This is a genomic window from Bacillus paranthracis (assembly GCF_024296885.1).
GTDB lineage: Bacteria > Bacillota > Bacilli > Bacillales > Bacillaceae_G > Bacillus_A > Bacillus_A paranthracis.
The window spans coordinates 1033846-1056475 of record NZ_CP101135.1 but is presented as its reverse complement, the minus strand read 5'-3'; the positions used below and the strand labels follow the sequence as shown (position 1 = coordinate 1056475).

The window sequence follows — 22630 nt, the reverse complement described above, 5'->3', positions numbered from 1 at the left end:
GCACACTACAACTCGTTTTCTTTACGCATATGCGTTAATTTTATAATCTGTTTTTCTGTAAAATACGCGAGTAAATGCGCATGACATGTAAAGAATATGACTTGTCTATCCTTTGCAATTTCCTTTATAAGTTCAATCGTCCGATTCGTCCTTACCGCATCAAAGTGCACGAAACTGTCATCAATAATAAATGGATAATCATGCTCAAATGTTTTTGCTAACGCAAATCTCAGCGATAAATACAACTGCTCAGCTGTCGCTTGGCTTAGTTCATGACTATAAAAACGCATACCATCGTTACGCTCTACAATAAACGGCTCCGCCTCTGACGGTGAAAAGATTTTACTATATCGTCCGCCGGTTAAATAGACGAAATACTCTTCTGATTTTTGTAAAATACGAGGAAGATGTACTTCATGATAATATTGCTTCGTTTTCGTTAACACTGTCTTTGCAGCCGCATAAGCAGCCCACTTCTTCACTTGTTCACGCACTTGCGCTTTTTTCATTTCCCATTCATGCATTAAATCTCCGTACGTACTACCTTCTTCTAAATTCGCAATTTCCATACGATGCTGTGCAATACGCTCTGTCAGTTCTTTTTCTTGTGCTAGACAGTTTTGCGCGGCTGTCAGTTCTTGCTTTAATTTTTCATCATAACCGTCAGCTTCATAATGTTCAGCTAATGATAAACTCGTTAAACGTTGTTCTAAAAGATCAATTTGCGGTAATAAACGTCCTACTTGCTTCTCCGCATCTTCACGTTTTTCCGCTAGTTTACCTGCTTCTAAAAACATCTCTTCATTTGTAGCTTCTGCAATATGCCATAAACTGTCTCGTTCTACTAGTAATTGCTTTAATTGTTCTTGCATGAACTCATATTCTTCTTGCCATTCCGTCAGTTTTTCTTTTAACTGCTTACAAGTTTGGCGCTTCTCTTTCTCATTTTGCATACGGCTTTGTGCCTCGTGCAGCTTACTATACTCCGCACTACCGATAACAGTTTCTAGTTTATGTTCAAATTGGGAAATCATTTCATATAATGAAGATTTTCGCGTGCCTTGTTTCTCTAATTCACGATATAATTGCTGCATTTTTTCCATACGCTCAAACGCCGGCAATATGTGCGCATACGTATAAAATTCAGGGAACGTATAGCGCTTTTTATACACATTTACTTGTTCGCTCGTGCGGAACGTTTCTCTCTCCCATTCCTCATACGATGAAACGACTTTATCATACGCTCGCTCCATTTGCTGCAATTTATAAGACTCACGCTCAAATAACTTACGAATCTCTTCGTCTTTTTCTAACTCATAACGAACAGACATCGCTTCTTCACTTTGTCTCCCGCCAGCACTTTGCTGAAGAGTAAGAAGTTCTTCTTGTAATCCACTTGACGGATCTTTATATAAAACGAGGGCAAGAACAATCCCTACAAAAATAATGACACTAATAAATAAGAGTGCTCGGTTATCTATAAATAAGCTTGTGAATAACACGCATGTGTTAATAAGAAGTAACAGAAGACAAACTCTTTGCCACTGTTTTTTCTTTTGCATCGCCGCTCCTGCTTTTTCCTCATACTTACGCTTCATTCTCTCAGCACCCATACCGATAAACGCCGCATCTTGGAACGATTTTTCTTTCTCAACTAACGCATTTCGTTCTTCATCCGCTAACATTTGCTTCTGAATCTGTCTTATGTTTTCTTCTTGTTCTTCTAATTGCTCTTGCGCTACTTTAAAACGATCATCAAGCTGTGCTTTTTGCGTTTCTAATTCGCGCGCCTTTTGTACTGCCTGCGTAATTAACTCTTTCGTTGCCAAACTCATATCAAACGAAAGGACTGTTTCTTTTTCAAAAGTAGCACCGATTTGTTGCTCGAGTTCTGCAAGCTCTTCTTTTATATTCGTAATCGTTCCTGTTATATCACGCATTTCTTGGCGTGCATTTTCATACGACATATGCTGCATGCGAAGTTCTTCTACATAACTTTCTTTTTGTAAAAACTCTTCATCTATTTGAATCGATTCCATTTCCGATTGCACTGTCTCTATTTTTTTATGGAGCGAATCAACTTGTAATTGGAGCGGCTCCATCTTCGCCTTAATCGCTTCATAACGCGCCATTCCGTTTACAGGAAACTGCCCCTTCTCGTTTTCTAACACTTTCTCATACGCACGCTTTTCAATAACGAGAGGCTCAAGCGCTGCTAATATTTCATAATCTTGCTTTCGTTTTTCTGCATTCTCTTTTTCCACTCGAACAGAAGCAAGTTTCTCTTCACTTTCTTTTAATTGCTCCACTTGCTTTTCATACGTGCCAATTTTCCCTTGCCACTCTTTCATCTTCTCTTCCAGTTTCTTCATCTCTTGCAGTGACACGTTAATTTCTGGTTTACGCCCGCTCGGCTTAAAGCGCTGGTCCATTTCTTTTTCTAGCTTTTTATCTAGCTGCAATAATGCATCACTTCCGACTGCACTTGCCGAAAATAAATAATTGCCGATATCCGCTTCGCCAAGCTGATGAATGTTTTGAAGACCGTGCATATCAAAAGAAAAGACCGATTCAAATAAACTTTCATTCATCCCGCTTAATATATCGTGTAAAATTTCTTCGCCGCCCGTTTTCCCGTCTTCAAAATAAACAGTTACCTCACCAACAGCCGTCTTTGGCAATCGTTCAATTTTCAAACGGCCGTACTTCTCTGTTTGCACAGTGATTGCTCCGCCATACTTGCCGCCTTCTTTCGGTTCATAACGGCGCTGTCCTCTCGTTGGAAAACCGAATAAAATACTTTTCATAAATGAACGAATTGTCGATTTCCCCGCTTCATTTTCACCATATAAAACGGTCAGCAATGAAAGATCCATTTCCACATTTTCTAATTTTCCGTACCCATAAATATGGAGTTTTTCAATTCTCATTTCTTATCCCTCTCTTGCTGGAATAATTGCTCTAAAATAATATTTTCCGCTTCTTTTTGAATCTCTTTCTTCTCTTCTTCTGTAAAAGATTCAATACTATTACGCGCTACAGGAGATGTCCAAATACTGCGCAGCACGCCGTCCATATTGGTGAAAGCTTCTAACTCTTTTAGCACGCTACCGACGAAATGATTTTCTTCTTTCAAACGTTCGATTTCCGCAAAAGAAACCGTCTCATTTTTCCACTTCATCGCATATACGAAATCTTTTCGCTCTTCGCCCGCTGCTAAAATATGAAAAATCTCTTCCACACGTTTTTCATCGCGTAAATAAGGAGAAAGTGGCCCCTGTCCTGTAAATAAGACCGTTAATAGCGTTCCTTCCTCTTCTCTTCGGCACTCATTCATCGCACTCGATACGCTCGTCATAAGTTCATCAACAGTTTCAAGTCCATCGATACTCACTTCTATCTCATCCCACACAACATCCGCCGTATGGAAAAATGAACATTGCGTTCCTTGTTTCGTGAGTTCAATCAAGTACGCGCCCTTTTCGCCCGTTTCCTTACGATGGCGCCCTTGTATGTTCCCTGGATAAATAATGCACGGCTCTTCTGATAAAATTTCACGTTTATGTATATGGCCGAGAGCCCAATAATCAAACTGCTTTTCTTTTAGCTCACGAATTTGAAACGGTGCATAGCGATTATGCTCTGCATCCCCTTCCACACTTCCGTGAAGCATGCCAATATGAAAAGGCGCATCACTCATTTTCGTATACTGCGCTGTCATATTATCCGTTACCGCTTGCTGCAAATAACTAAACCCGTAAATAGAAGCTAACAACTCACCATTTTTATAAAATGATTTCTCTTCTACGTAAGGCTCCGTAAACACGTGAACATTTTCTGGAAATTCAATTGCTGCCCAGCTTCCCCCTAAATGATCGTGGTTACCGTGAATAATAAAAACAGGGATATCGTACTGCGATAGTCTCTTCATTTGCTCGCGCACAAACACTTGCGCCCTCAAACTTCTCGTCTCCGCATCATACAAATCCCCGGCTAGCAATACGAAATCAACGCGCTCTTGAATCGCTTTATCAACAATACGTTCGAACGATTCAAACGTACTTTGCTTCATTCTCTTCCAAACAGACTGCGGTACATTCATCTCCATTCCTTTAAACGGACTATCCAAATGCAAATCAGCCGCATGTATAAACTTCACTTGTTTCACATATAACGATCCTTTCTTTTCCGTACTTTACTACAAATAGTAAATCTAGTGTCCATAAAACTTTCACTCTATTTTAACACGCAATGTCATATATTTCTTTGCATATTCTAGTGATTTATGCCAAAATAGTTATAAGATTCTGATTTTTATTATTGGAGGGAATTTTCATGGGAGTATACGTTCTAACAGTCTTTGAAAAAGATGGTTCAAAAGCATTAGACGAATCATTCGAGGCGGCAACTGAAAAAGAAGCGAAAACAAAAGGTGAATCTATTTTACGAGAAAAAGGATTGTATGAAAAAACACATCGCTGCACATCTTCTGCAGGTAAGCTCGTTTTATTCCAGCGCTAAAAAAAGAAGCGTCATCCGCTTCTTTTTCATTCTACTATATCTTCGTCACACCACGTAAACACCACATCTAGAATGCGATTACCGATACGTACGCGCTTATTCCATTTTCCTGTTTGGATCTGATGTTGCAATTCTGCTTTCATCTTTTCCGTCCAGTCGTGAATCGTTTCACTACCGTCGTACGGATATACGCCCTGAAACTCTTCCTGCAGTAGATGCAAGCTCTCTGCATCAAAATGAAAATGGAAGAAGTAGTTTGCTGTAAGCGATGGTTCTTGCAATCGTAAAAAATGATCATCAATTTGCTTTCTATTTCGATAGAAAGTAAAGATATTCACCTTACCACTCGTAATTTGGTCAATTTGAATTTCGTGCTTCTCTATAATCACGTCTTGTCCACCTCGTTGTATACTATCTTTAGTATATATGTCTTTTGCAACAAAGTTAACCATTTTCGCGCGAAATTCATTTCCTTCATTATATTACCTGTACCTCCATATACAATCAGAACAAATAAAACAAAGTTGAAGGGGAGCGATCACATGTATTTCGGAAGCAAAGGTTGGTATGTAAAAGAACTTAAAAAATTAGGTATCCGTACTTATGAAGGTAAAAAACTAGAATCGTATCGTACGCATGTGTTATCTAGTTTACTTGAGAGAATGAAGAGAGCTTCGGCTTAATAAAAAATAGAAGAAGCTACTCTAAAAGTAGCTTCTTGCTTTTGAAAACTTCAATTACGATTTTAATTATTTCTTGTTTTTTTCTTTTAACTTTTCAACTTCACTTTTTATATCCTCAGATACAACCACATCGATATTTCCTTTATACTTCTTGTATTCCTGAAATAACATATTTGCATTTTGGTTAAATGTCATTAAGGTCCCACTAGGTGATTCAGTTTGTTCCTTTAAAGATGTAATGGTCCCATACATCTTTTTGTATTCATCATAAAGTTCTTTATACTTATCTGGATTTTCTTTTGCAGCTTCAGAAACAGTTTTTAATTGCCCTTCCATATCATTATATATTACAGCTGCTTGGGAAATTATTGTATCATTTGAGTTTTTCTTAGCATTTACAGCGATATTAAAATCTCGGCGATCATCAATAGCTTTAGACCAGGCCTGTGAATATTGTGGTAAAACAAGATCAGCAACAAATCCCATTAGTCCGATATTATCATAAAATTCCGCTGCTGCTTGAACATAACTAGCTTCACGCTTCTTTTTTTCTTCGGTTTCTTTAGCGTTTTTTTGTAATACGTTCATACTCACAAGAGCTATGATGATTACAATAACACCTAAAATCCCTCCGATTACCTTTTTGTTCATGCTGATTCCTCCATTTATGCGTAATTGTTAAATTGTATTTGGGAAGGAAAAATAAAAGCACTCATTTGAGTGCCTTTAACTATTCCACTTTTAATTTAATTTCTTTTCCTGTCATACCGCCACGAGCTTTTAAAACTAATCCTTGTGCGTCGGCAGGAACATCAAAGATTATTTTACCTGTTTGAGATAAACCAGGGTTAAGTTGTTTTAAGAAGAAATCAGACTTACCACCGTTACCTACATCGAAAGCTGTTTGAGCTTGTGTAGAGTACGTAAATTCACGATCTTTATTATCAACTAATTTGAAGCTGTTAGCATCAACAGTAATAGCATCTTTTTGATTATTTGTAACTGTAACTTCAACTACTTTAAACACACCTTGTGCTTTTTCTTTTAAATATTCGCCACCTACAGAATCCACTGATTCAACAGATCCTACAGCGATTTTAACTTTAGAAGACTCGCCTTCTTTAGAAAGTTCTTTTTTAGGTTCTTCTTTAGTAGCTGGAGCACTAGTTTCTTGCTTTGGCTCTGTAGAAGATTTTTCTTTTTCATCATCTCCGCCACCTAATGCCGATCCAATGATACCTAGTACGATTAAACCGATGAATCCTAAACATCCAAACTTAAAAATTTTACCCATGAATATTTCCTCCAATGATAATATGTAAGATTTACGAACTTATCATATCAGATGACCTGATTGTATTATGTCGTATTTTGTCGAAGGAAAAATTAAAAAACGACATTTTTGGGGTAAATACTCCCTTTTCACCTTTATATGGAATAATAAGTGTTTATTTGTAAAAAAAACTATTAATTACCTCCTATAACTACATTACTCTGGAAAATTTACCTTATTTAAAATTTCTCTCTCAATTCCATCAAATGTATATATAACACCTTTCTGTTCACTTTTATCTATCGTTAACGCGATATGTGCACAAGCTATAAATGCTATAATAAACCCAATCAAACTAAGGGGGCACATTTATCTTGCACGGAAAACACATTCAATTTCACAAGTTTGGCAACCCAAAAGATGTATTACAAGTTGAATATAAAAATATAGAACCATTAAAAGAAAATGAAGTTCTCGTTCGTATGTTAGTTAGACCAATTAATCCATCTGACTTAATTCCCATTACCGGAGCGTATGCACATAGAATTCCGTTACCTAACATACCTGGTTATGAAGGTGTTGGTATTGTAGAAGATGTGGGAGCTTTTGTTTCTAGAGACCTGATCGGCAAACGTGTTTTACCGTTACGCGGAGAAGGTACTTGGCAAGAATATGTGAAAACATCAGCTGATTTTGTAATCCCTATTCCTGATACCATTGATGATTTCACAGCGGCACAAATGTATATTAATCCCCTTACAGCGTGGGTTACATGTACAGAAACGCTAAACTTAAAACGAAATGACGTTTTATTAGTAAATGCTTGTGGATCCGCTATTGGCCATCTTTTTGCGCAGTTATCGCAAATTTTAAATTTCCAACTCATTGCCGTAACAAGAAATAGTAAACATACAGACGAATTACTTCAGCTTGGCGCTCATCATGTAATCGATACTTCCACTACCCCGCTTTATGAAACCGTTATGGAATTAACGAACGGGCTCGGTGCGGATGCTGCAATTGATTCTATCGGGGGACCAGATGGAAATGAATTAGCTTTCTCCTTACGTCCAAACGGGCATTTTTTAACGATCGGCCTTCTATCAGGTGTACAAGTTAACTGGGCAGAGATTGTCACGAAAGCAAAAGTGCACGCGAACATATTTCATTTACGACATTGGAATAAAGAAGTGTCACCATATAAATGGCAAGAAACGTTTCGTCATTTAATTCACTTAGTAGAAAATAAGCAATTACGTTTTATGAAAGTACATTCTACATATGACTTAGCGGATGTGAAAACGGCGGTTGATGTTGTACAGTCCGCTGAGAAAACGAAAGGGTAACTAACTGTTATGATTTATTTAACCAATTATAACGAAAGTTAATTAAATATATCAGTAAGCCCTGCTAGTCAAGTGATTGGCTAGTAGTGAGGGTTAACTGCGGGCAATCCCTAAAGCTGATTGAACTACAACGTGGCTAGAAATGGCGAGCGTGAATGTTGCGAAAGCAGAAAAAATCAATCAGATCGTGCAAGGTTAAATCCTAAACACTAGAACAATGGGTCTTCCGCCTCGAATCATCTAAGTCAAAAGTGATAAGATGAACGTTCAACGACTATCTCGTATAACTGACGAGATTACATCACAAGCCTATGGTGATGGAAAAATCCTCTATCTTTAAAGAGATAAACATATAGTCTGCGCTCATGTGAAAACATGAGAAGTTCATAAGAGAACTGGCTAAGGAATTGCGCCCTTAGTTGAACAAGATAAATTTGATTGAATTGTATAGATTTAGTTAAGTTTATCGTATCGGAAAGTGTTTTTGACGAGTTATTAAATGCAAAAGAAGAAGTCTTTTGCATTTACCTTTTAAATAGACTAGATAGTACGTTTAGCAGTCTATAATTGTAATTTTTTGGTATAATTCTATTAAAAGGTGAAAGGAGCTTCTAACATGTGGTTCATTTCGGCAATCGCGCCTGTTCTAATAGTCGGGGGAATTGTAGTATTTGTAATAAAAAGATTGGAACATAAATATAAGCACGGCAAATTGGGTAAGAAAAAATCAAATGAGGCTCAAATTTTATTAGACAGTTTAATACCAATAGGAATGTTTATTGGTTGTATGATCGGCTTGATTTTCGGCATGTTTTTCCCGGACTTCTCCCTGCTTTCAGTTAGTTTAGGGACCGGAATAGGCTATTTATTTGGTTATTTCGCCTATAAAATTTATAGTAAGACAGCAAATAACTTTTCCTAATTCAAAAAGAATAAATAGGACAGTACATAGTCGTCATATCCAATATGTACTGTCCTTTATTTTGGCATCAACGTAATCACCTTACGTTCCACATCCTATACACCTTTTTGATTGATTTTCCTCTCCTCCCTCTTTCGTATATCCGCTTTTTTATTTTCACTAGATCTATATCCATAGTAAAGTAAAGCACATGTAATAACTGAACCTACAATGTAGCCTAAAAAACCCCCTAACCAAAACATAATGTAATTGCCTCCAATCCTTTATAAAGTAAAACTTTAATCAGATCTCACCAATCGGACGTTTACGGACAGTTGATCTCCCACCTAACTTCTTTGCTCCAATTGAAATTTTGAGGTGAGAGTTTTACTGTCCGTTAGCGCGGGATAAATTTTATGTACTATAACTCTTTACATGCTCAATCGTTTATTTCTATAAACTATACACTCTCTAAGGCTATTCATACCATTATTTCTCTTCTTACCTCAAATGACAATTTTATTATTTGTCATAAAGTTAATATTTTTCCATATTATTACTTTTACCTTTAAAAATAATATACTACATTTGAAATAAGCCGGCTAGTATATTGGCTCTTCTCCCTCTTACCTTTAGTTATGAACAAAAAAATCCCCTCGAAGCATAATCTTCGAGGGGTGAGCCTGTTTTTTTATTTACTTATATACGTACAGCTGTACCACTTACAGCAACCATTAACATTCCATCACGAACTACTTCGTAATCTACGTCAACGCCAACGATAGCGTTCGCACCTTTTTGTTTTGCAAGTTCTTTCATTTCATCCATTGCGATATCACGAGCTTCTTTTAGCTTACTTTCGTAAGAACCAGCACGACCACCGACAACATCACGAACAGAAGCAAATAAATCGCGGACAATATTTGCACCCATAATAGCTTCACCATTTACAATATCGATATACTCAATAATTTCTTTACCTTGAATTCCAGACGTTGTTGTTACAATCATGACTGACACTCTCCTAATAAGTTGTAGTTTTAATTAGCTTTCTTATGTCTTTATTATGACACGGAACAAACAACTAATCTATTGAATTACCTTACAGGAATGTGACAGTTTTGTAAGAATACAGCGACTATTTTGTTTAATAAAGCGCTTTAACATTAGGATACATAAACGATTCTCTATTTTCTTTCCAGTCGCGTTCTACTTCTTTAAAAGTTGGTCGTCCTAATTCTTCCTTGTTTCCCTGTTTATGAAACCATTTCTTTACATACTTCTCTCCATTTTTATTTTGCACTGTACAAAGGAAGCTATTACTACTATCCTTTAATATTTTTACAATCACGACAAGACACCCCTTCTCTCTGAAACTTGATCTTTTACCATAAGCCCTTCCTCTCTTATAGTCATACGACTCCTCGGTCGCGCCAAAGTTGTAAGATCAAAAACGATATTTACTTTGTTTACATTTTATTTAAAGAAATCAGAGTTATAAGCATGATGCTTATCAAATATTTTGTAGATTTCTAACTTATCATCTAATTTTGCATCTACTAAAATTAATATATTTCCATCGTAAATGTATTCTTCATATTTCTTAGCATGGTCTTCAGGGATTCCTAAGCCAATAAATGCTCCTATTAAACTTCCAGCTCCTCCGCCAATACCGGCTCCCCCAATAGCTGCTGCGATCGGTCCCGCTGCTACAATTGGGCCCAGTCCAGATACAGCAAGTACACCAAGACCTGTTAATAAACCTCCGAGTCCGCCTGCTACTCCTCCAGCTACAAGCCCTGTCGCTGAAAAGATATCTCCTTTATGTGCAGTTTCATGATTCACTTTCTCACCTGATTTTTCTTCCAGCTGTTCAATTTCCTTTTGATCTTTCGCAATAGCTGAAATGTTATCTGCCGGGTATCCTTTTTCCTTTAATTCATTAATAACGAGTGCCGCATCATCAATTGTTGGAAAAACACCTACTATTTTTCTATCCATATTCATAACTATTAACCTCCTAAAATTTTATATAACGTATCTTTATTACTCTTCGTTTTTATATACACTTATTTTTTTATTCACATAACCATTTACGAAAAATGCTAATAATAAAAGGACTACAAGAGAACTACTTAACAAGTAAATGAAATCAAATGTAATATCCGTTATCATTTTATCCATATGTAACAGTCTCCTTTTTATTTAAAGTAAAAGTATAAAACCTTACAATTCATCTTCGTTCAATCTCTTTATGGTATATGTATACCCTTCTTACCCCTTTCTAAACGTAAAAAGCTATAATTATATTTTTTCTTATTTATATGTTTAACTTTTTTTAAAACGGGTACGTTTATATTGTTATGCTTATTATATGGAAAGGAAAATTACGATGAACGCCATTCACTCTACTACTATTCTTTATAATGAAACACCTACAATAACGCAGATTCATCATTTTTATGCTTTAATGACAACATTTCAAACGAATGTATTTATAAGTAAACGAGGAACACTTACTTCTATTAAAAACTTAAGCACATTAGTATCATTTTTCCTTACTATAAAAAAGAGAGAGCTTGTATTATTTATATTTGAAGGAATAGATGCAAAAAGAGCTTTAAGAACACTCTTTCCTTCTTAAAGGTTTTATTATCCCCTATTCCCTCGATTGTTATTTTTCATACATAGTTTTATACTTCAAAATGATTTCCTCTATTCAAAACGAGACCCCCTAATACAATAGGGGGATTTCTAGTTTAGCCCTATGAAAACTGATATAATATATATTACGTTTTTCATTCTTTAAAATAGAAAACTTTTAATAACCTTGAAGGTAGGAATTTTTAATGAAATCGAAAGCAAAATTTAGTATTCGCTACAAAATTATGGCTGGTTATTTAGTTATCATTTTGTTTTTACTTATTTCTTTTATTATGTTAAACAATCAGATTTCCAATTTACAAAAATCTCGCAATTTTATTATTGATCACGATTTTAAAGTTCTCAATTTAACGAATCAAGTGGAGAAAGACTTGCTAACAATTGAAAATAAAGCGAAAGGCTTTATCACTTCTAATAACGCGAACTATTTGCAATCTCTTAACTCTGCCGAAAGAGATTATGAAAAACATTACCATAATCTTTTTTCTTTATTAGAAGATAATCCATCTCAGCAAGAAAAATTAAAAGAGATTAATGGAAACATTACTAATTGGATGAATAAAGAGATTCACCCGTTAATTGCAAATCATAATAGTAATAAAATACAAGAAATCGACACTACCGAAATCCAATCATTACAATCACAACTAACTGACTTCCGGAGCACTGAGGAACAACTAACGAAAAAAAGAGCTGCACAATTAGATACTGCAAATAATAAATTAGAGCGTTGGTTATACAGTTTATTGTTCTTACTATCTTGTATTTCTATTATCGTTTCACTTTATATTTCCAATTCCATTACAAAAACGATTAAAAATGTAATTCAAGCTATTAAATCCATTTCTTCTAAAGAAAAAATTACGGAAAGAATTCATGTAAATACACATGATGAAATAAAAGATCTTGCTCATACAACGAACCATCTGCTAGACGAAATATCGAAAAGAGAGTGGTTACAAACGGAGATTGCAGAATTAATTTTAATGTATCAAGGTGTATCTTCTATTGAGATGTTAGGTAACAAAATTTTGAGTGGCATTATACAAAAAACGCAGACTTCTTGCGGTGCATTCTATGTACGTGAAGAAGTTGAAGAAACTGTCTACTTTGTGAAAAAAGCTTCTTTCGCCGATCAAGGTATTGATATTGGAAAACAATCTATTAAAATGGGTGAAGGTTTCATTGGACAGTCTGCTTTAGAAAAGAAAAGTTTTATTCTTAGGGACATACCTGAAGAGTTTCGTTACGTTACTACTGGATTATTAGAAATACGCCCTAAAAATTTACTAGTCATCCCTGTCTTATTTGAGGATGAAGTGATTGCAGTAATGGAGTTAGTGAGTGTAACTGACATTTCAGATTTACATCAAGATTTAATTCACCAAACTGTTGATAATCTAGGTTTAACAATCCATAGTATTATGGGACGTATGCGAATTCAAACTCTTTTACATGAATCACAAGCAATGACAGAAGAGTTACAAGTTCAATCTGAAGAATTGCAAACGCAAGCGGAAGAACTACAAATGCAAGCCGAGGAATTAAGAACAACGAACGAACAGTTAGAGTCTAGAACGGAAGAGGCCGAGCAAAAGACAGCTGACTTACAAGTGACTAAATTAGAATTAGAAGAAAAAGCAAGCGAGTTGTTACGTAGCTCAAAATACAAATCAGAATTCCTAGCAAATATGTCACATGAATTACGTACACCATTAAATAGTATTTTACTATTATCTGAAATGTTAAAAGAAAATCATGATAATCATTTATCCGATGATGAAATTGAATTAGCAACCGTCATTCATTCATCAGGGAAAGATTTGCTTACTTTAATTAATGACATACTAGATTTATCTAAAGTAGAAGCTGGAAAACTAGATGTTATTTTTGAAGCAACAAATATAAGTGATATGGCAGCAAGTATGCAGCAAAACTTCTTACATATCGCTGCACAAAAAAATGTTGAATTTACTGTTGAAGACAGTGACACGATTCCTGATCTGTTTTATACAGATGCAAAACGGATTGAACAAATTATTAAAAACTTATTATCCAATGCATTTAAATTCACGGAAAAAGGATCCGTCTCTTTACATTTCGATTCGGTAGAAACAAGCAACTTGAGTCATGATATGCAGTCTATAAGTAAAGACTGGATATCAATTTCAGTAAAAGATACTGGTATTGGTATCGCTAAAGAACAGCATCAACTTATTTTCGAAGCCTTTCAACAGGCAGATGGCGCAACGATTCGGAAGTATGGTGGTACAGGATTAGGTTTATCTATTTGTAAAGAGTTTGCTAGACTATTAGGTGGTTGGATTACGTTAGAAAGTAATGTAGGAGAAGGCAGTACTTTCACCGTATATATTCCTAACCTTCCAAACGGATTAACTGATATACAAGTATCCAATTTAGAAGTCGCAGCAACGGTAGATGAAGTTATTCCTGCTGAAGTTGTTGAGGAAACCATCGTTCTTCCAGAAACAAATAATGTCTTCCAAGAGAAAACCATTTTAATTGTCGATGATGATCATCGAAATATATTTGCATTACAGAATGCATTAAAAAAACACCATGCCAATATCATTACTGCACAAAACGGCCTAGAGTGTTTAGAAATACTAAAAAACAATACAAATATCGACCTTATTTTAATGGATATTATGATGCCAAATATGGACGGTTATGAAACGATGGAACATATCCGAATGAACTTAGGGTTACATGAAATACCTATTATCGCATTAACTGCTAAAGCAATGCCAAATGATAAGGAAAAATGTTTATCTGCTGGCGCTTCAGATTATATAAGTAAACCATTAAATTTACATCAACTCTATTCGGTAATGAGTGTATGGTTAATAAAATAAGTGAGGTTTCGTTTCAGTGGAAAATAAGTATTATAATTTTGATCCATCAGTAGATATGGATAAGCGTACGAACTTAGAAATTGACTTACTATTAGAAGCGGTATTTAAACTATCAGGATTTGATTTTCGCCAATACGCTCGCACATCTATTTATAGGCGGATTTGTAATCGAATGCAGATTTCTAATATCCCTACCATTTCAAAATTAATAGAAAAAGTAATTCACGAGGAAGGGGTTTTAGAACAGTTATTAAATGATTTCTCGATCAATGTAACTGAGATGTTCCGTAACCCTATCTTTTTTAAGGCGCTAAGAGAGCATGTTATTCCTGAATTAAGAAAGCATCCTGAAATTAGAATTTGGCACGCTGGATGCGCAACTGGTGAAGAAGTATTATCTATGTCCATCTTACTTCATGAAGAAGGATTAAGTGAAAAAGCTATTATTTACGCAACAGATATGAATACAGATGTGTTAGAAAAAGCAAAACAAGGTATTCTTCCATTAAATAAAATGCAAACTTATACGAAAAATTATTTACAAGCTGGCGGTACACAAGCATTTTCTAACTATTATTCAACGGATAGTCGTTTTGCTTATTTTAATCCTTCACTGTTACAAAACATTATTTTTGCACAACATAATTTAGTAACCGATCAATCTTTTAACGAATTTCATATTATCCTTTGCCGTAACGTTTTAATTTACTTTACAAGTAAACTTCAAAACCAAGTACAGCAACTATTTTATGAAAGTTTAAGTCACAATGGATTCCTATGTTTAGGAAATAAAGAAACTCTTCGTTTCTCGGATATCATGCCGCATTATACGCAATTTAATCCACACGAACAAATCTATCAAAAAATACAATAAAAGCGTATGAAATCCTCTATTTGGATTTCATACGCTTTTTATTTCGCATTCGCTTGTATCATGATAAGACACATATCATCTGATTGTGCTTCCTTCTGTTCTTCCTTGTAAAACCCTTCTATCTCTTCTTCTAACTCTCCCCATTTTCTTTCTGTAAAATTACGTAATTTCTCTTCAGCCTCAAACTCATCACTTGCTATTGCTTCAAGTACACCATCTGTAAACAATACGATTTGAGCATTTTTCTCAAAAGGTATAACTGTCTTTTCAACTTTTATCTCATCAAAAAATCCTACCGCACAACTCCCGCGATTTAGTTCCACTACATTTGTTTCATCAACTAAAACATATCCAGAAGGATGTCCTGCATTTACATATTCAATCGTTCTATCTTCTGTATTAACTACTAAGTATATCGCTGTAAAATAATATGGAATATTGTCATTCTCATTATGTAAAAGAGTCATATATTTATTTAAGTCTTTCATGACAAGTTCTGGATCGATTAAACATTTAATCGTTTCACGTAATACAGACGAAATGAACATGCAAACTAAGGAAGCAGATACACCATGTCCCATCACATCTAATAATATAATACCGTAGCGGTTTTCATCGATTTTATACCAGTAATACATATCTCCAGCTAGTTTAAATGAAGGTAAGTAACTTGCTTCGATTTTTATGTGTTCTTCTCTTAATGGGCTACTTAATAAGTTTCTTTGTACTTGCGTAGCTAAATCTAGTTCATTCCGAAGATTTTCTTCCTGTTCTTTATGCCAATTTAATTCCGATTTCAAGCGTAGTGCTACACGCATACGCGCTAACAATTCAACCTTATTTATTGGTTTTGTAATATAATCCATTGCACCTATATCAAGTGCTTCAGCTAATTTATTCGCATCTTCTAAAGCTGTTACAAAAATAATAGGAATATCTTTAAACTTCTCTTCTTTTTGTAATCGCCTACAAACTTCAAGTCCATCAATTTCAGGCATCATAATATCTAATAGTATTAAATCTATTTCATTATGCCTGGAAGAATCTTTTCCAAAATGGATGTATTCGAAAAGCTCTTGTGCAGAATTAAGTGATACAAGATCCTGATATCCAGCTTGTTTTAAAATCTTCTTAATTACAAAGATATTCACCGGATTATCATCTACAATTAAAATGGACACAAGTGATTTCCCCTTTTCTTATATAAAATGTAAATCGATTATTATTTTCTATTTTTCTAGTATTACATACTCAGTTATAAAATGAAAATTTCCTACTCAAACATATTTTTTATATAGCAAAAGAACAAACCCCCAGAAATGAGAGTTTGTTCTTTCACTCTATAAGTTTCCACTTTTAATTTAGCACCATTGCTTTATCACTTAAAAGACGATCCAATTCTTCCATATGATTTGTTTCATCTGCGATCATATCTTCTAACTTTACAACTAACTCTGTCATATTTAATTTCGCTGCTTGTTCTTTTCTCTTTTCATAACGCTTAATTGTTTCATATTCTGACTTTCTAGCTTCTTCTAACATTTCTCTAACGTCTTCTACTTGTTTCACTGGTAAAGGGATCGTAGTAGGTGTACCACCTAACGTCTTAATTTTCTCCGCTAAATATAGGGCATGTCCTTGTTCATCACTAATTTCAGATTCAAAGAAAGGTTTTAACACTTGTCTATATATACCAGAAACTGTAGCTGCATTATGGTTATACATAATAATTGCTGAGTATTCTCCTGCTAAATCTTCATTCAATCCTTCGATTAGTTCTTTCACATCGTGTGACATTTTTATATCTCCTCCTATACTTAATACGTACCCCTTTTCTCATGTTTTAAACATCATTATTTTAAATTTTTTATGTATCTAAAAATGCGGCTTGTTTCAATTTACTTATTGCTTGTCTTTTAATACGAGAAACGTGCATTTGTGAAATACCTAACCGTTCCCCTGTATCTTTTTGATTTAAATTTTCTCCAAATATATAATGAATAACACTCTTTTCCGTATCATTTAATACGTTAAAAATATCCTTTAAAACGAGACGCCTTTCTGTCTCTTCATATCCTTGCTCTACTTCACCTACAGATTCAATTCTCGCTACCGAACTTCCATCAGATGCATTTTCAACTACATCATCTAAGGAAGATACTCGATAATTATTTTTCGCATCCATAATTTCTAGTACTTCCTCCTCGGATAGTCCTAAATGATCTGCAATCTCTATAATCTTCGGTGAACGCTGCAGGCGATCTGTTAGCTCCTCTATCGCAAGTTTAATTTTTCCGCCTAAATCTTTAATTCGCCTTGGAACGTGAATGCCCCAAGTTTTATCACGCAAATACTTCTTTATTTCCCCTACTATCGTAGGTATTGCAAAAGGCTCAAAGGCATTCCCTATCGAATAATCATACCTTCTTATTGCGCCTAAGAGCCCTAACATTCCCACCTGTATAATATCCTCATGCATCGGCCCGCCTTTTGAATAGCGATATGCAATGGAATATACGAGATTTTTATAATGCTCAACTAACCTTTCTTGCGCTTCATCACATTGATTTTGTTGAAATTCTGCAATTAGTTTCATAACGTCTTCTTTAGTAAGAGTTGTAGGTTGAGATTGGATTTCCATCATTCTCCACCTGCTCTCTTTGTATATATTTTGTCATTAAAACTGTCATGCCCTCATCATGCATGATTTGTATATCATCCATTAACGTATTGATTAAATATAAACCTAAACCATTTTCCGGCAAATGTTCTACTGGTTTACTAATATCATACGGGCCAACCTTACTTCTTAAGTTGTTAAAATCAAAGCTAACCCCATTATCCGCAACCATAATTTCTAATCGATCTTCATATAGCCCAAAGACAATTGCAATTTCTCCAACGTCTTCTTTATATGCATGTTGTACAATATTTGTACATGCTTCACTAATAGCAATTTTCATATCTTCTATATCGTCATAAGCAAAGCCCATTCGATTTGCAACACCAGCCATTGTTAAACGAATAATAGCCACATATTCTGCCTTTGCAGGAATTTTCATTTCTATCTTTTCAAATCTCTCCATCATCCCTAGTCACCTTCTTTCTACTTTTTCAAAATCGGAATTCAAATTTAATATTTCTGTTAACCCTGTAATATCAAATAATCTTTTTAACCTTTTAGATACACCAATAAACTCTAGTTTTCCATTATTTTTCTTAACCGCTTTTAATAGCGCTATAAAAACACCTAAACCTGTACTATCCATATACTCTACCTCAGTAAAATCTACGACAATATAAACCTCTTTTTCGCCTGCAATAGGCATAATCTTATTTTTTAAATCTGATGCCGTATACGCATCAATTTCACCATTAAGCTGTACCGTATAACCTACATCATTTTGCAAAATATTTATTCCCAAATTCATCATTTCCGCCCCCTTATCTCAAACTACTACTATGTTAATTACCCATAAAAATTAGTTTTAAACATATTTTTTTATTTTTATTATAAATAAATTTTCCACACCTTTCTCGGCTTAACACGTAAAAAATACTACCAAATGTTTAAACCTTATAAATTTGTGTATATATAATCTATAAACATTATTTTTAGGGGGATCTATCTATGGAAGAGCACAATTTTAAAAAAGGAGATTTTGTTCAATTTTCTTATCGACACGATCATGCTACAAAATTAGTTGGTTCCATTATTAATATACTAACGAATACAATTGTAGTTGATATAGGTAATAACGAGGACTTATCTCATATAGAACCAAGGCAGGTCGTAAGAATAAATAATTGTAAAAAAGTAACGATGGTTTAATACATAATAGAAATTGTAATTTCAATGAGTGGGGGTTCTTCATCCTCCACTCATTCCTATGTAGATTACATTAAAAAAGCATCCAAATTAGTTTAATTGGATGCTTTTTTATGTATATTTATCAGTTCATTAATTTTATAGCTATATATAATAAACTTAAGATTACTATTCATTATCATACTTACGCTTTCCGCAACATTCTAGAGAAGAATGTAACGATTAAAATAAAGACGATTGCACCTAATAAAGCTGGAAGAATAAAGATGCCTCCCCATTCAGGACCCCAATGACCAAATAACGCACTACCTACCCAAGATCCAATTAAACCAGCAATCACATTACCAACTATACCTAAAGGGAAGTCTTTTCCCGTAATCATTCCAGCTAACGCACCAATAAGTCCACCTACAATACACGTAATAATCAGTCCCACAATTAACCCTCCTATATTCGTTTTATATTGGATTTATCAAGCTTTGGTATGTAACCAAAGCTTGATAAACATGTATTATTCTTTATGATCCAACCCGTCACTTATCTTTTGTTTCACTTTTCCGACTTTTTCTTTTATCGTTCCCTTCGTCTTGTCCCACTTCCCTTCATTTTTCAACTTTCTATCTTCTGTAACTTCACCAATTCCTTCTTTTACTTGTCCCTTTGTCTTTTCCACTTTACCAGTAATTTGTTCTTTTAGTCCGCTCTCACTCATATTTCCCATCTCCTTTTCGTAATAGATTTATAGATTTACAGGATACAAATTTAAATAGAATACATGCATCTTCTTTCTTGTAACCATTCACCGACTCTCTCTAAATCTTTAACGAATAACAAGATTTTTCCTTCATCTAGCTTTTCTTCGTAGAAGTTCGCTTCTTCCTCATTAAGCCCTAACTCCTGCATCTTATTTCTTAACTGATCTCCCGTTTTTTGAAAGACGTTAATAATACTTGTCCCAAGTCCCTCCTCTTGTATACCAATTGTATTCACGTCTGCATTGTCTGCGATTCTATCTGTCCTTTCTTTCTCGTGTGTTAATACGTAAATATCTTTTTGGTCTATTCCTTTCTTCACTAGATCATTCGCCGCATTCATGACCTCTTTCTCCGTAATAAATTCATATACAAAAGGTTTCCTATACTTCGTTTCCATCTTTAACTTCCTCCTTTAAAATGAATTATTTGTTATATTATATGTAGTACACCTATTTTCGAAATGTTAAACATAAAATTTGAAAAAAATGAAAAGGAGAGTACATATGCACTTTCGTCTAGAGCTATTTGTTGAAGATTTGCAAAGATCTATTCGTTTTTATGAGGAAATCCTTACCCTTGTATTCTCAAAAAAGAATGCAACTAGTGCAATGATTAAACTAGGGGATTTTTCTTTATTATTAACCCCTGATTATATTCTCAATGAAAATCATTATTTAAAAACAGGTGGACTTAAGCCAAAAGGTAAAGGTGTTGAGGTTATCATAGTTTTTGATAATATTGAACAAATATACCAACATGTATTAGAAAAAAATTATCCAGTGGAATCTAACCTTAAAATGCAATCTTGGGGAATGAAGGATTTTCGTATTGTAGACCCTGATGGTTATTATTTACGGTTAACCTCCTCTTGAACTTTCTCTATCCTAAAACTAGTAAAATAAATCCTCTTACAATAACCACCTAAATTAACAGAAAATTGTTATAATTAAACTTAAGGAGGGATACTATGAAAAAAATCATATCTATATGCGCTCTAACCGCTCTATCTTTCACTGTAATAGGCTGTACAAGCACCTCAGCTACAAATAAAGCTTCACAAGCTAAGCAAGAACATACACAAACTACCTTTCAATTAAAATCCGCAAATATTACAGACATTGAAATACTTAGCACAATAAATAACAACGTTTCAAAATCTCAAACAGACAACGAAGAAATGATACAATCTATCGTTTCAGCAGTTCAAAAAGGCACGCCTAAAACAATCACTTTAGATCAAAAAAAGCGAGAATCGGCACATTCTACTATTACCGTTACATATAAAGATGACTCCAAAGAAGAGTTTCTTGTTTGGGTTGATAATAATGAGAAAATTACGATTGCTAAAGATGAGAAGAAGGATAAGGTTGAAGGTGTAACAGTGAATATTAAAAATGTGAAAATGATGAAGGATTTCTTTTAAAATTTTAATATAATTGATGTTAAAAAAGAGTAGGATGTAATCCTACTCTTTTTTAATCTTGTCCAATAAATAAACTTTTATAAAAGCTATTTAAGATCTAATTTTGCTAAATCATGTTGTAAAACATTATTTCCTTCTTGTGGGTTAAATACGATTGCACTAAGACCAAAAACATTCGTAACAACATCTCTATCTTTCGAACGAATGATTCTTACTTCATAAGCAAAAACACCTGAAGGAAGAGCTGCTGAACGAAAAGTAACACGTCGATTAGGTGCCAATGTTTGTGTTGAAGGGTCTACTAATGGTAACAATACCGGAGAACCCGATGACCAATCAAACATTTCAACAGTTACTGTATGAGTATCATCTGGATCAACATTCATAGCTTCCACAGTAAGAAACAACGTAGCGGAATGTCTACGTAATACACCCGTTGATAAAGTTTCATTGTGGTGTTTATGATGTTTTTCAGGAGGATGATCATAGCCATAACTCATACCAATCACCCCTTTTATTTACAATTAAGGATAAGTATTCCTTACAATATATAATGCTAGTATTATTTTAATGAAAGGTATAAAAGCGGATTTCTATCTGTGTTTTTGGAAATTTTATTTCCCACTTATTCCCTATTAATAAATAATATAGATTCTCCTATTTTGTCCTTGAACTCCTTCAAAGAATAAATCTATTTTGAAAAGAACCTGCTCCATTCATAAATACATAAAGTAAATGGAATCCGTTAAAACACATAATTGATCCTTTGTTTTCCCCCTCCTATTTAAAGGAGGAACTGTTCTCGGCTTTGGTGATAGTTATGGCTTCGCGGGAGGATTTGCTTTATTAGTTGTATTGTTTATTTTATTAATCATCGTTGGAGCTGCTTGCTTCTGCTAAAAAACTATTGGAAAAGACATGCGATATGCAGAAATTCAAGTGTAACTAATACTTTAATGATATAATATTACATTCGCCCCCAAAATGAACTTCGATGCTATAAAAAAGATAAAGTGTTCATTTATACAACCTTAGCTTGATAGCAATATCGTGAGTTCCCATCCCAGACAAACTAGTTAACATCTCAATAATTGCTATTGCAGAAGAGTACAACAAGCTGGACAACATAGATTTCAAACTGTAAGATTAGATGTTGGTGAAATCGGACAGCAAAGTATATATAGAAAATAGGTGTTAATTTTGAAAATCAATAAAAAATTTGAACCGATAATTTTTAATCTCTTTATGATTTTAGGTATATCTAGTATTATCTCTTTCGTCATGGTTTCAATGAATGTTGGGTATACAGCTTTATTTCTCAAATCATGGATAAAAACATGGGCAATTGCTTTCGTGCTTGCATTTTTAGCTTCTAAATTACTACCCTTTGTAGTGAAAAGGATAATGAAAATATTCATATTTGTTGAGAAGGATGCTTAAAACTAAAGTGATGCACTACTTTAGTTTATGTAAATGAAAAGAGAC

30 protein-coding genes and 1 pseudogene are annotated in these 22630 nt (G+C 34.3%); 12 read left to right on the top strand and 19 right to left on the bottom strand.

The genetic code is table 11. The annotated features are described in order from the left end of the window. Positions 1-5: 5 nt before the first annotated feature. Complete coding sequence (locus tag NLJ82_RS05340) at positions 6-2930, bottom strand: ATP-binding protein (protein WP_001217600.1); 2925 nt, start codon at positions 2928-2930, stop codon at positions 6-8. Continuing rightward, a complete protein-coding gene (locus NLJ82_RS05335; RefSeq protein WP_000815726.1) occupies positions 2927-4168 on the bottom strand; it encodes a metallophosphoesterase family protein in 1242 nt (413 codons plus the stop codon). Before NLJ82_RS05335 ends, NLJ82_RS05340 begins: the two co-directional genes overlap by 4 nt. A 167-nt stretch (positions 4169-4335) precedes the next feature. Between NLJ82_RS05335 and NLJ82_RS05330 the strand changes: the two genes are divergently transcribed. Beyond that, positions 4336-4521: a YhzD family protein gene (locus NLJ82_RS05330; protein ID WP_000539555.1), complete on the top strand. Its 186-nt coding sequence runs from the start codon at positions 4336-4338 to the stop codon at positions 4519-4521. Between the two features lie 26 nt (positions 4522-4547). Here NLJ82_RS05330 and NLJ82_RS05325 read toward each other — a convergent pair whose 3' ends face one another. After that, entirely contained in the window at positions 4548-4910 is a 363-nt protein-coding gene (locus NLJ82_RS05325) for a hypothetical protein (RefSeq protein ID WP_000582778.1), read from the bottom strand. A 153-nt stretch (positions 4911-5063) separates the two neighbouring features. Here NLJ82_RS05325 and NLJ82_RS05320 point away from each other — a divergent pair, with 153 nt between their 5' ends. Next, on the top strand, positions 5064-5204 hold the full coding sequence (locus NLJ82_RS05320) for a YflJ family protein (RefSeq protein ID WP_000273537.1): 141 nt from the start codon (positions 5064-5066) through the stop codon (positions 5202-5204). Positions 5205-5270: 66 nt separating this feature from the next. On the opposite strand, the gene NLJ82_RS05315 is transcribed toward NLJ82_RS05320, so the two are convergent. Together NLJ82_RS05315 and NLJ82_RS05310 are read right to left on the bottom strand one after the other, a co-directional pair. After that, positions 5271-5855 (bottom strand): hypothetical protein, encoded by a 585-nt coding sequence (locus NLJ82_RS05315; RefSeq protein WP_001036904.1) that lies wholly within the window; start codon positions 5853-5855, stop codon positions 5271-5273. A 79-nt stretch (positions 5856-5934) separates the two neighbouring features. Then, positions 5935-6498, bottom strand: coding sequence for a DUF4352 domain-containing protein (locus NLJ82_RS05310; protein ID WP_000515998.1), 564 nt, complete (start codon positions 6496-6498; stop codon positions 5935-5937). Between the two features lie 353 nt (positions 6499-6851). Here NLJ82_RS05310 and NLJ82_RS05305 point away from each other — a divergent pair, with 353 nt between their 5' ends. Together NLJ82_RS05305 and NLJ82_RS05300 are read left to right on the top strand one after the other, a co-directional pair. Beyond that, a complete protein-coding gene (locus NLJ82_RS05305) occupies positions 6852-7823 on the top strand; it encodes a zinc-dependent alcohol dehydrogenase family protein (RefSeq protein WP_000546055.1) in 972 nt (323 codons plus the stop codon). Between the two features lie 616 nt (positions 7824-8439). After that, positions 8440-8745 (top strand): hypothetical protein, encoded by a 306-nt coding sequence (locus NLJ82_RS05300; protein WP_000264236.1) that lies wholly within the window; start codon positions 8440-8442, stop codon positions 8743-8745. Between the two features lie 95 nt (positions 8746-8840). Here the strand turns inward: NLJ82_RS05300 and NLJ82_RS05295 are convergent, their stop codons facing one another. The 5 genes from NLJ82_RS05295 to NLJ82_RS05275 all read right to left on the bottom strand — a co-directional run bounded on the left by NLJ82_RS05295 (position 8841) and on the right by NLJ82_RS05275 (position 10908). Next, complete coding sequence (locus tag NLJ82_RS05295; RefSeq protein ID WP_000498643.1) at positions 8841-8987, bottom strand: hypothetical protein; 147 nt, start codon at positions 8985-8987, stop codon at positions 8841-8843. A gap of 436 nt (positions 8988-9423) precedes the next feature. After that, complete coding sequence (locus NLJ82_RS05290; protein WP_000637511.1) at positions 9424-9735, bottom strand: YbjQ family protein; 312 nt, start codon at positions 9733-9735, stop codon at positions 9424-9426. A gap of 136 nt (positions 9736-9871) precedes the next feature. Beyond that, on the bottom strand, positions 9872-10075 hold the full coding sequence (locus NLJ82_RS05285; protein WP_000635854.1) for a DUF4028 family protein: 204 nt from the start codon (positions 10073-10075) through the stop codon (positions 9872-9874). Positions 10076-10200: 125 nt separating this feature from the next. Next, positions 10201-10731, bottom strand: a complete 531-nt coding sequence (locus NLJ82_RS05280; protein WP_001055600.1) for a general stress protein — start codon at positions 10729-10731, stop codon at positions 10201-10203. A 39-nt stretch (positions 10732-10770) separates the two neighbouring features. Further along, positions 10771-10908, bottom strand: a complete 138-nt coding sequence (locus NLJ82_RS05275; RefSeq protein WP_000359816.1) for a hypothetical protein — start codon at positions 10906-10908, stop codon at positions 10771-10773. 208 nt (positions 10909-11116) lie between these two features. On the opposite strand from NLJ82_RS05275, the gene NLJ82_RS05270 reads away from it, so the two are divergent. The 3 genes from NLJ82_RS05270 (at position 11117) to NLJ82_RS05260 (ending at position 15138) form a co-directional block, all read left to right on the top strand. Continuing rightward, positions 11117-11368: a hypothetical protein gene (locus NLJ82_RS05270; RefSeq protein ID WP_000991341.1), complete on the top strand. Its 252-nt coding sequence runs from the start codon at positions 11117-11119 to the stop codon at positions 11366-11368. A gap of 205 nt (positions 11369-11573) precedes the next feature. Beyond that, on the top strand, positions 11574-14264 hold the full coding sequence (locus tag NLJ82_RS05265; protein WP_000836717.1) for an ATP-binding protein: 2691 nt from the start codon (positions 11574-11576) through the stop codon (positions 14262-14264). A gap of 16 nt (positions 14265-14280) precedes the next feature. After that, positions 14281-15138 carry a CheR family methyltransferase gene (locus NLJ82_RS05260; RefSeq protein ID WP_000429026.1) on the top strand — a complete coding sequence of 286 codons (858 nt, stop codon included), beginning with the start codon at positions 14281-14283 and terminating at the stop codon, positions 15136-15138. Between the two features lie 38 nt (positions 15139-15176). Here NLJ82_RS05260 and NLJ82_RS05255 read toward each other — a convergent pair whose 3' ends face one another. From NLJ82_RS05255 to rsbV, 5 genes are all read right to left on the bottom strand, one after another. After that, a complete protein-coding gene (locus tag NLJ82_RS05255; protein WP_000025554.1) occupies positions 15177-16319 on the bottom strand; it encodes a fused response regulator/phosphatase in 1143 nt (380 codons plus the stop codon). A gap of 175 nt (positions 16320-16494) precedes the next feature. Continuing rightward, positions 16495-16935: a ferritin-like domain-containing protein gene (locus tag NLJ82_RS05250; RefSeq protein WP_000017748.1), complete on the bottom strand. Its 441-nt coding sequence runs from the start codon at positions 16933-16935 to the stop codon at positions 16495-16497. 70 nt (positions 16936-17005) lie between these two features. Then, positions 17006-17782, bottom strand: coding sequence for an RNA polymerase sigma factor SigB (gene sigB, locus NLJ82_RS05245; protein ID WP_041185164.1), 777 nt, complete (start codon positions 17780-17782; stop codon positions 17006-17008). After that, a complete protein-coding gene (gene rsbW, locus NLJ82_RS05240) occupies positions 17745-18227 on the bottom strand; it encodes an anti-sigma B factor RsbW (RefSeq protein WP_000970575.1) in 483 nt (160 codons plus the stop codon). Before rsbW ends, sigB begins: the two co-directional genes overlap by 38 nt. A 6-nt stretch (positions 18228-18233) precedes the next feature. Then, on the bottom strand, positions 18234-18572 hold the full coding sequence (gene rsbV, locus NLJ82_RS05235) for an anti sigma b factor antagonist RsbV (RefSeq protein WP_041185163.1): 339 nt from the start codon (positions 18570-18572) through the stop codon (positions 18234-18236). A 197-nt stretch (positions 18573-18769) separates the two neighbouring features. Between rsbV and NLJ82_RS05230 the strand changes: the two genes are divergently transcribed. Further along, the gene (locus NLJ82_RS05230; RefSeq protein WP_000390995.1) at positions 18770-18970 is read left to right on the top strand and encodes a hypothetical protein; all 201 of its coding nucleotides are present in this window, start codon (positions 18770-18772) and stop codon (positions 18968-18970) included. A 181-nt stretch (positions 18971-19151) separates the two neighbouring features. Here NLJ82_RS05230 and NLJ82_RS05225 read toward each other — a convergent pair whose 3' ends face one another. From NLJ82_RS05225 to NLJ82_RS05215, 3 genes are all read right to left on the bottom strand, one after another. Continuing rightward, complete coding sequence (locus NLJ82_RS05225; RefSeq protein WP_000522902.1) at positions 19152-19403, bottom strand: GlsB/YeaQ/YmgE family stress response membrane protein; 252 nt, start codon at positions 19401-19403, stop codon at positions 19152-19154. Positions 19404-19478: 75 nt separating this feature from the next. After that, positions 19479-19679: a CsbD family protein gene (locus NLJ82_RS05220; protein WP_000004268.1), complete on the bottom strand. Its 201-nt coding sequence runs from the start codon at positions 19677-19679 to the stop codon at positions 19479-19481. Positions 19680-19729: 50 nt separating this feature from the next. Next, positions 19730-20119, bottom strand: a complete 390-nt coding sequence (locus tag NLJ82_RS05215; protein ID WP_000448798.1) for a YflT domain-containing protein — start codon at positions 20117-20119, stop codon at positions 19730-19732. A 106-nt stretch (positions 20120-20225) separates the two neighbouring features. On the opposite strand from NLJ82_RS05215, the gene NLJ82_RS05210 reads away from it, so the two are divergent. Together NLJ82_RS05210 and NLJ82_RS05205 are read left to right on the top strand one after the other, a co-directional pair. Further along, positions 20226-20594, top strand: a complete 369-nt coding sequence (locus tag NLJ82_RS05210) for a VOC family protein (RefSeq protein WP_000545704.1) — start codon at positions 20226-20228, stop codon at positions 20592-20594. A 95-nt stretch (positions 20595-20689) separates the two neighbouring features. Beyond that, positions 20690-21145: a hypothetical protein gene (locus NLJ82_RS05205; protein ID WP_000720871.1), complete on the top strand. Its 456-nt coding sequence runs from the start codon at positions 20690-20692 to the stop codon at positions 21143-21145. 86 nt (positions 21146-21231) lie between these two features. Here NLJ82_RS05205 and NLJ82_RS05200 read toward each other — a convergent pair whose 3' ends face one another. Beyond that, positions 21232-21645 (bottom strand): hypothetical protein, encoded by a 414-nt coding sequence (locus tag NLJ82_RS05200; RefSeq protein ID WP_000120198.1) that lies wholly within the window; start codon positions 21643-21645, stop codon positions 21232-21234. A 316-nt stretch (positions 21646-21961) separates the two neighbouring features. Between NLJ82_RS05200 and NLJ82_RS05195 the strand changes: the two are divergent. After that, positions 21962-22045, top strand: a pseudogene (locus NLJ82_RS05195) (YjcZ family sporulation protein); the annotation flags it as partial. A gap of 300 nt (positions 22046-22345) precedes the next feature. Continuing rightward, a complete protein-coding gene (locus tag NLJ82_RS05190; RefSeq protein ID WP_000700215.1) occupies positions 22346-22585 on the top strand; it encodes a DUF2798 domain-containing protein in 240 nt (79 codons plus the stop codon). Positions 22586-22630 lie beyond the last annotated feature (45 nt).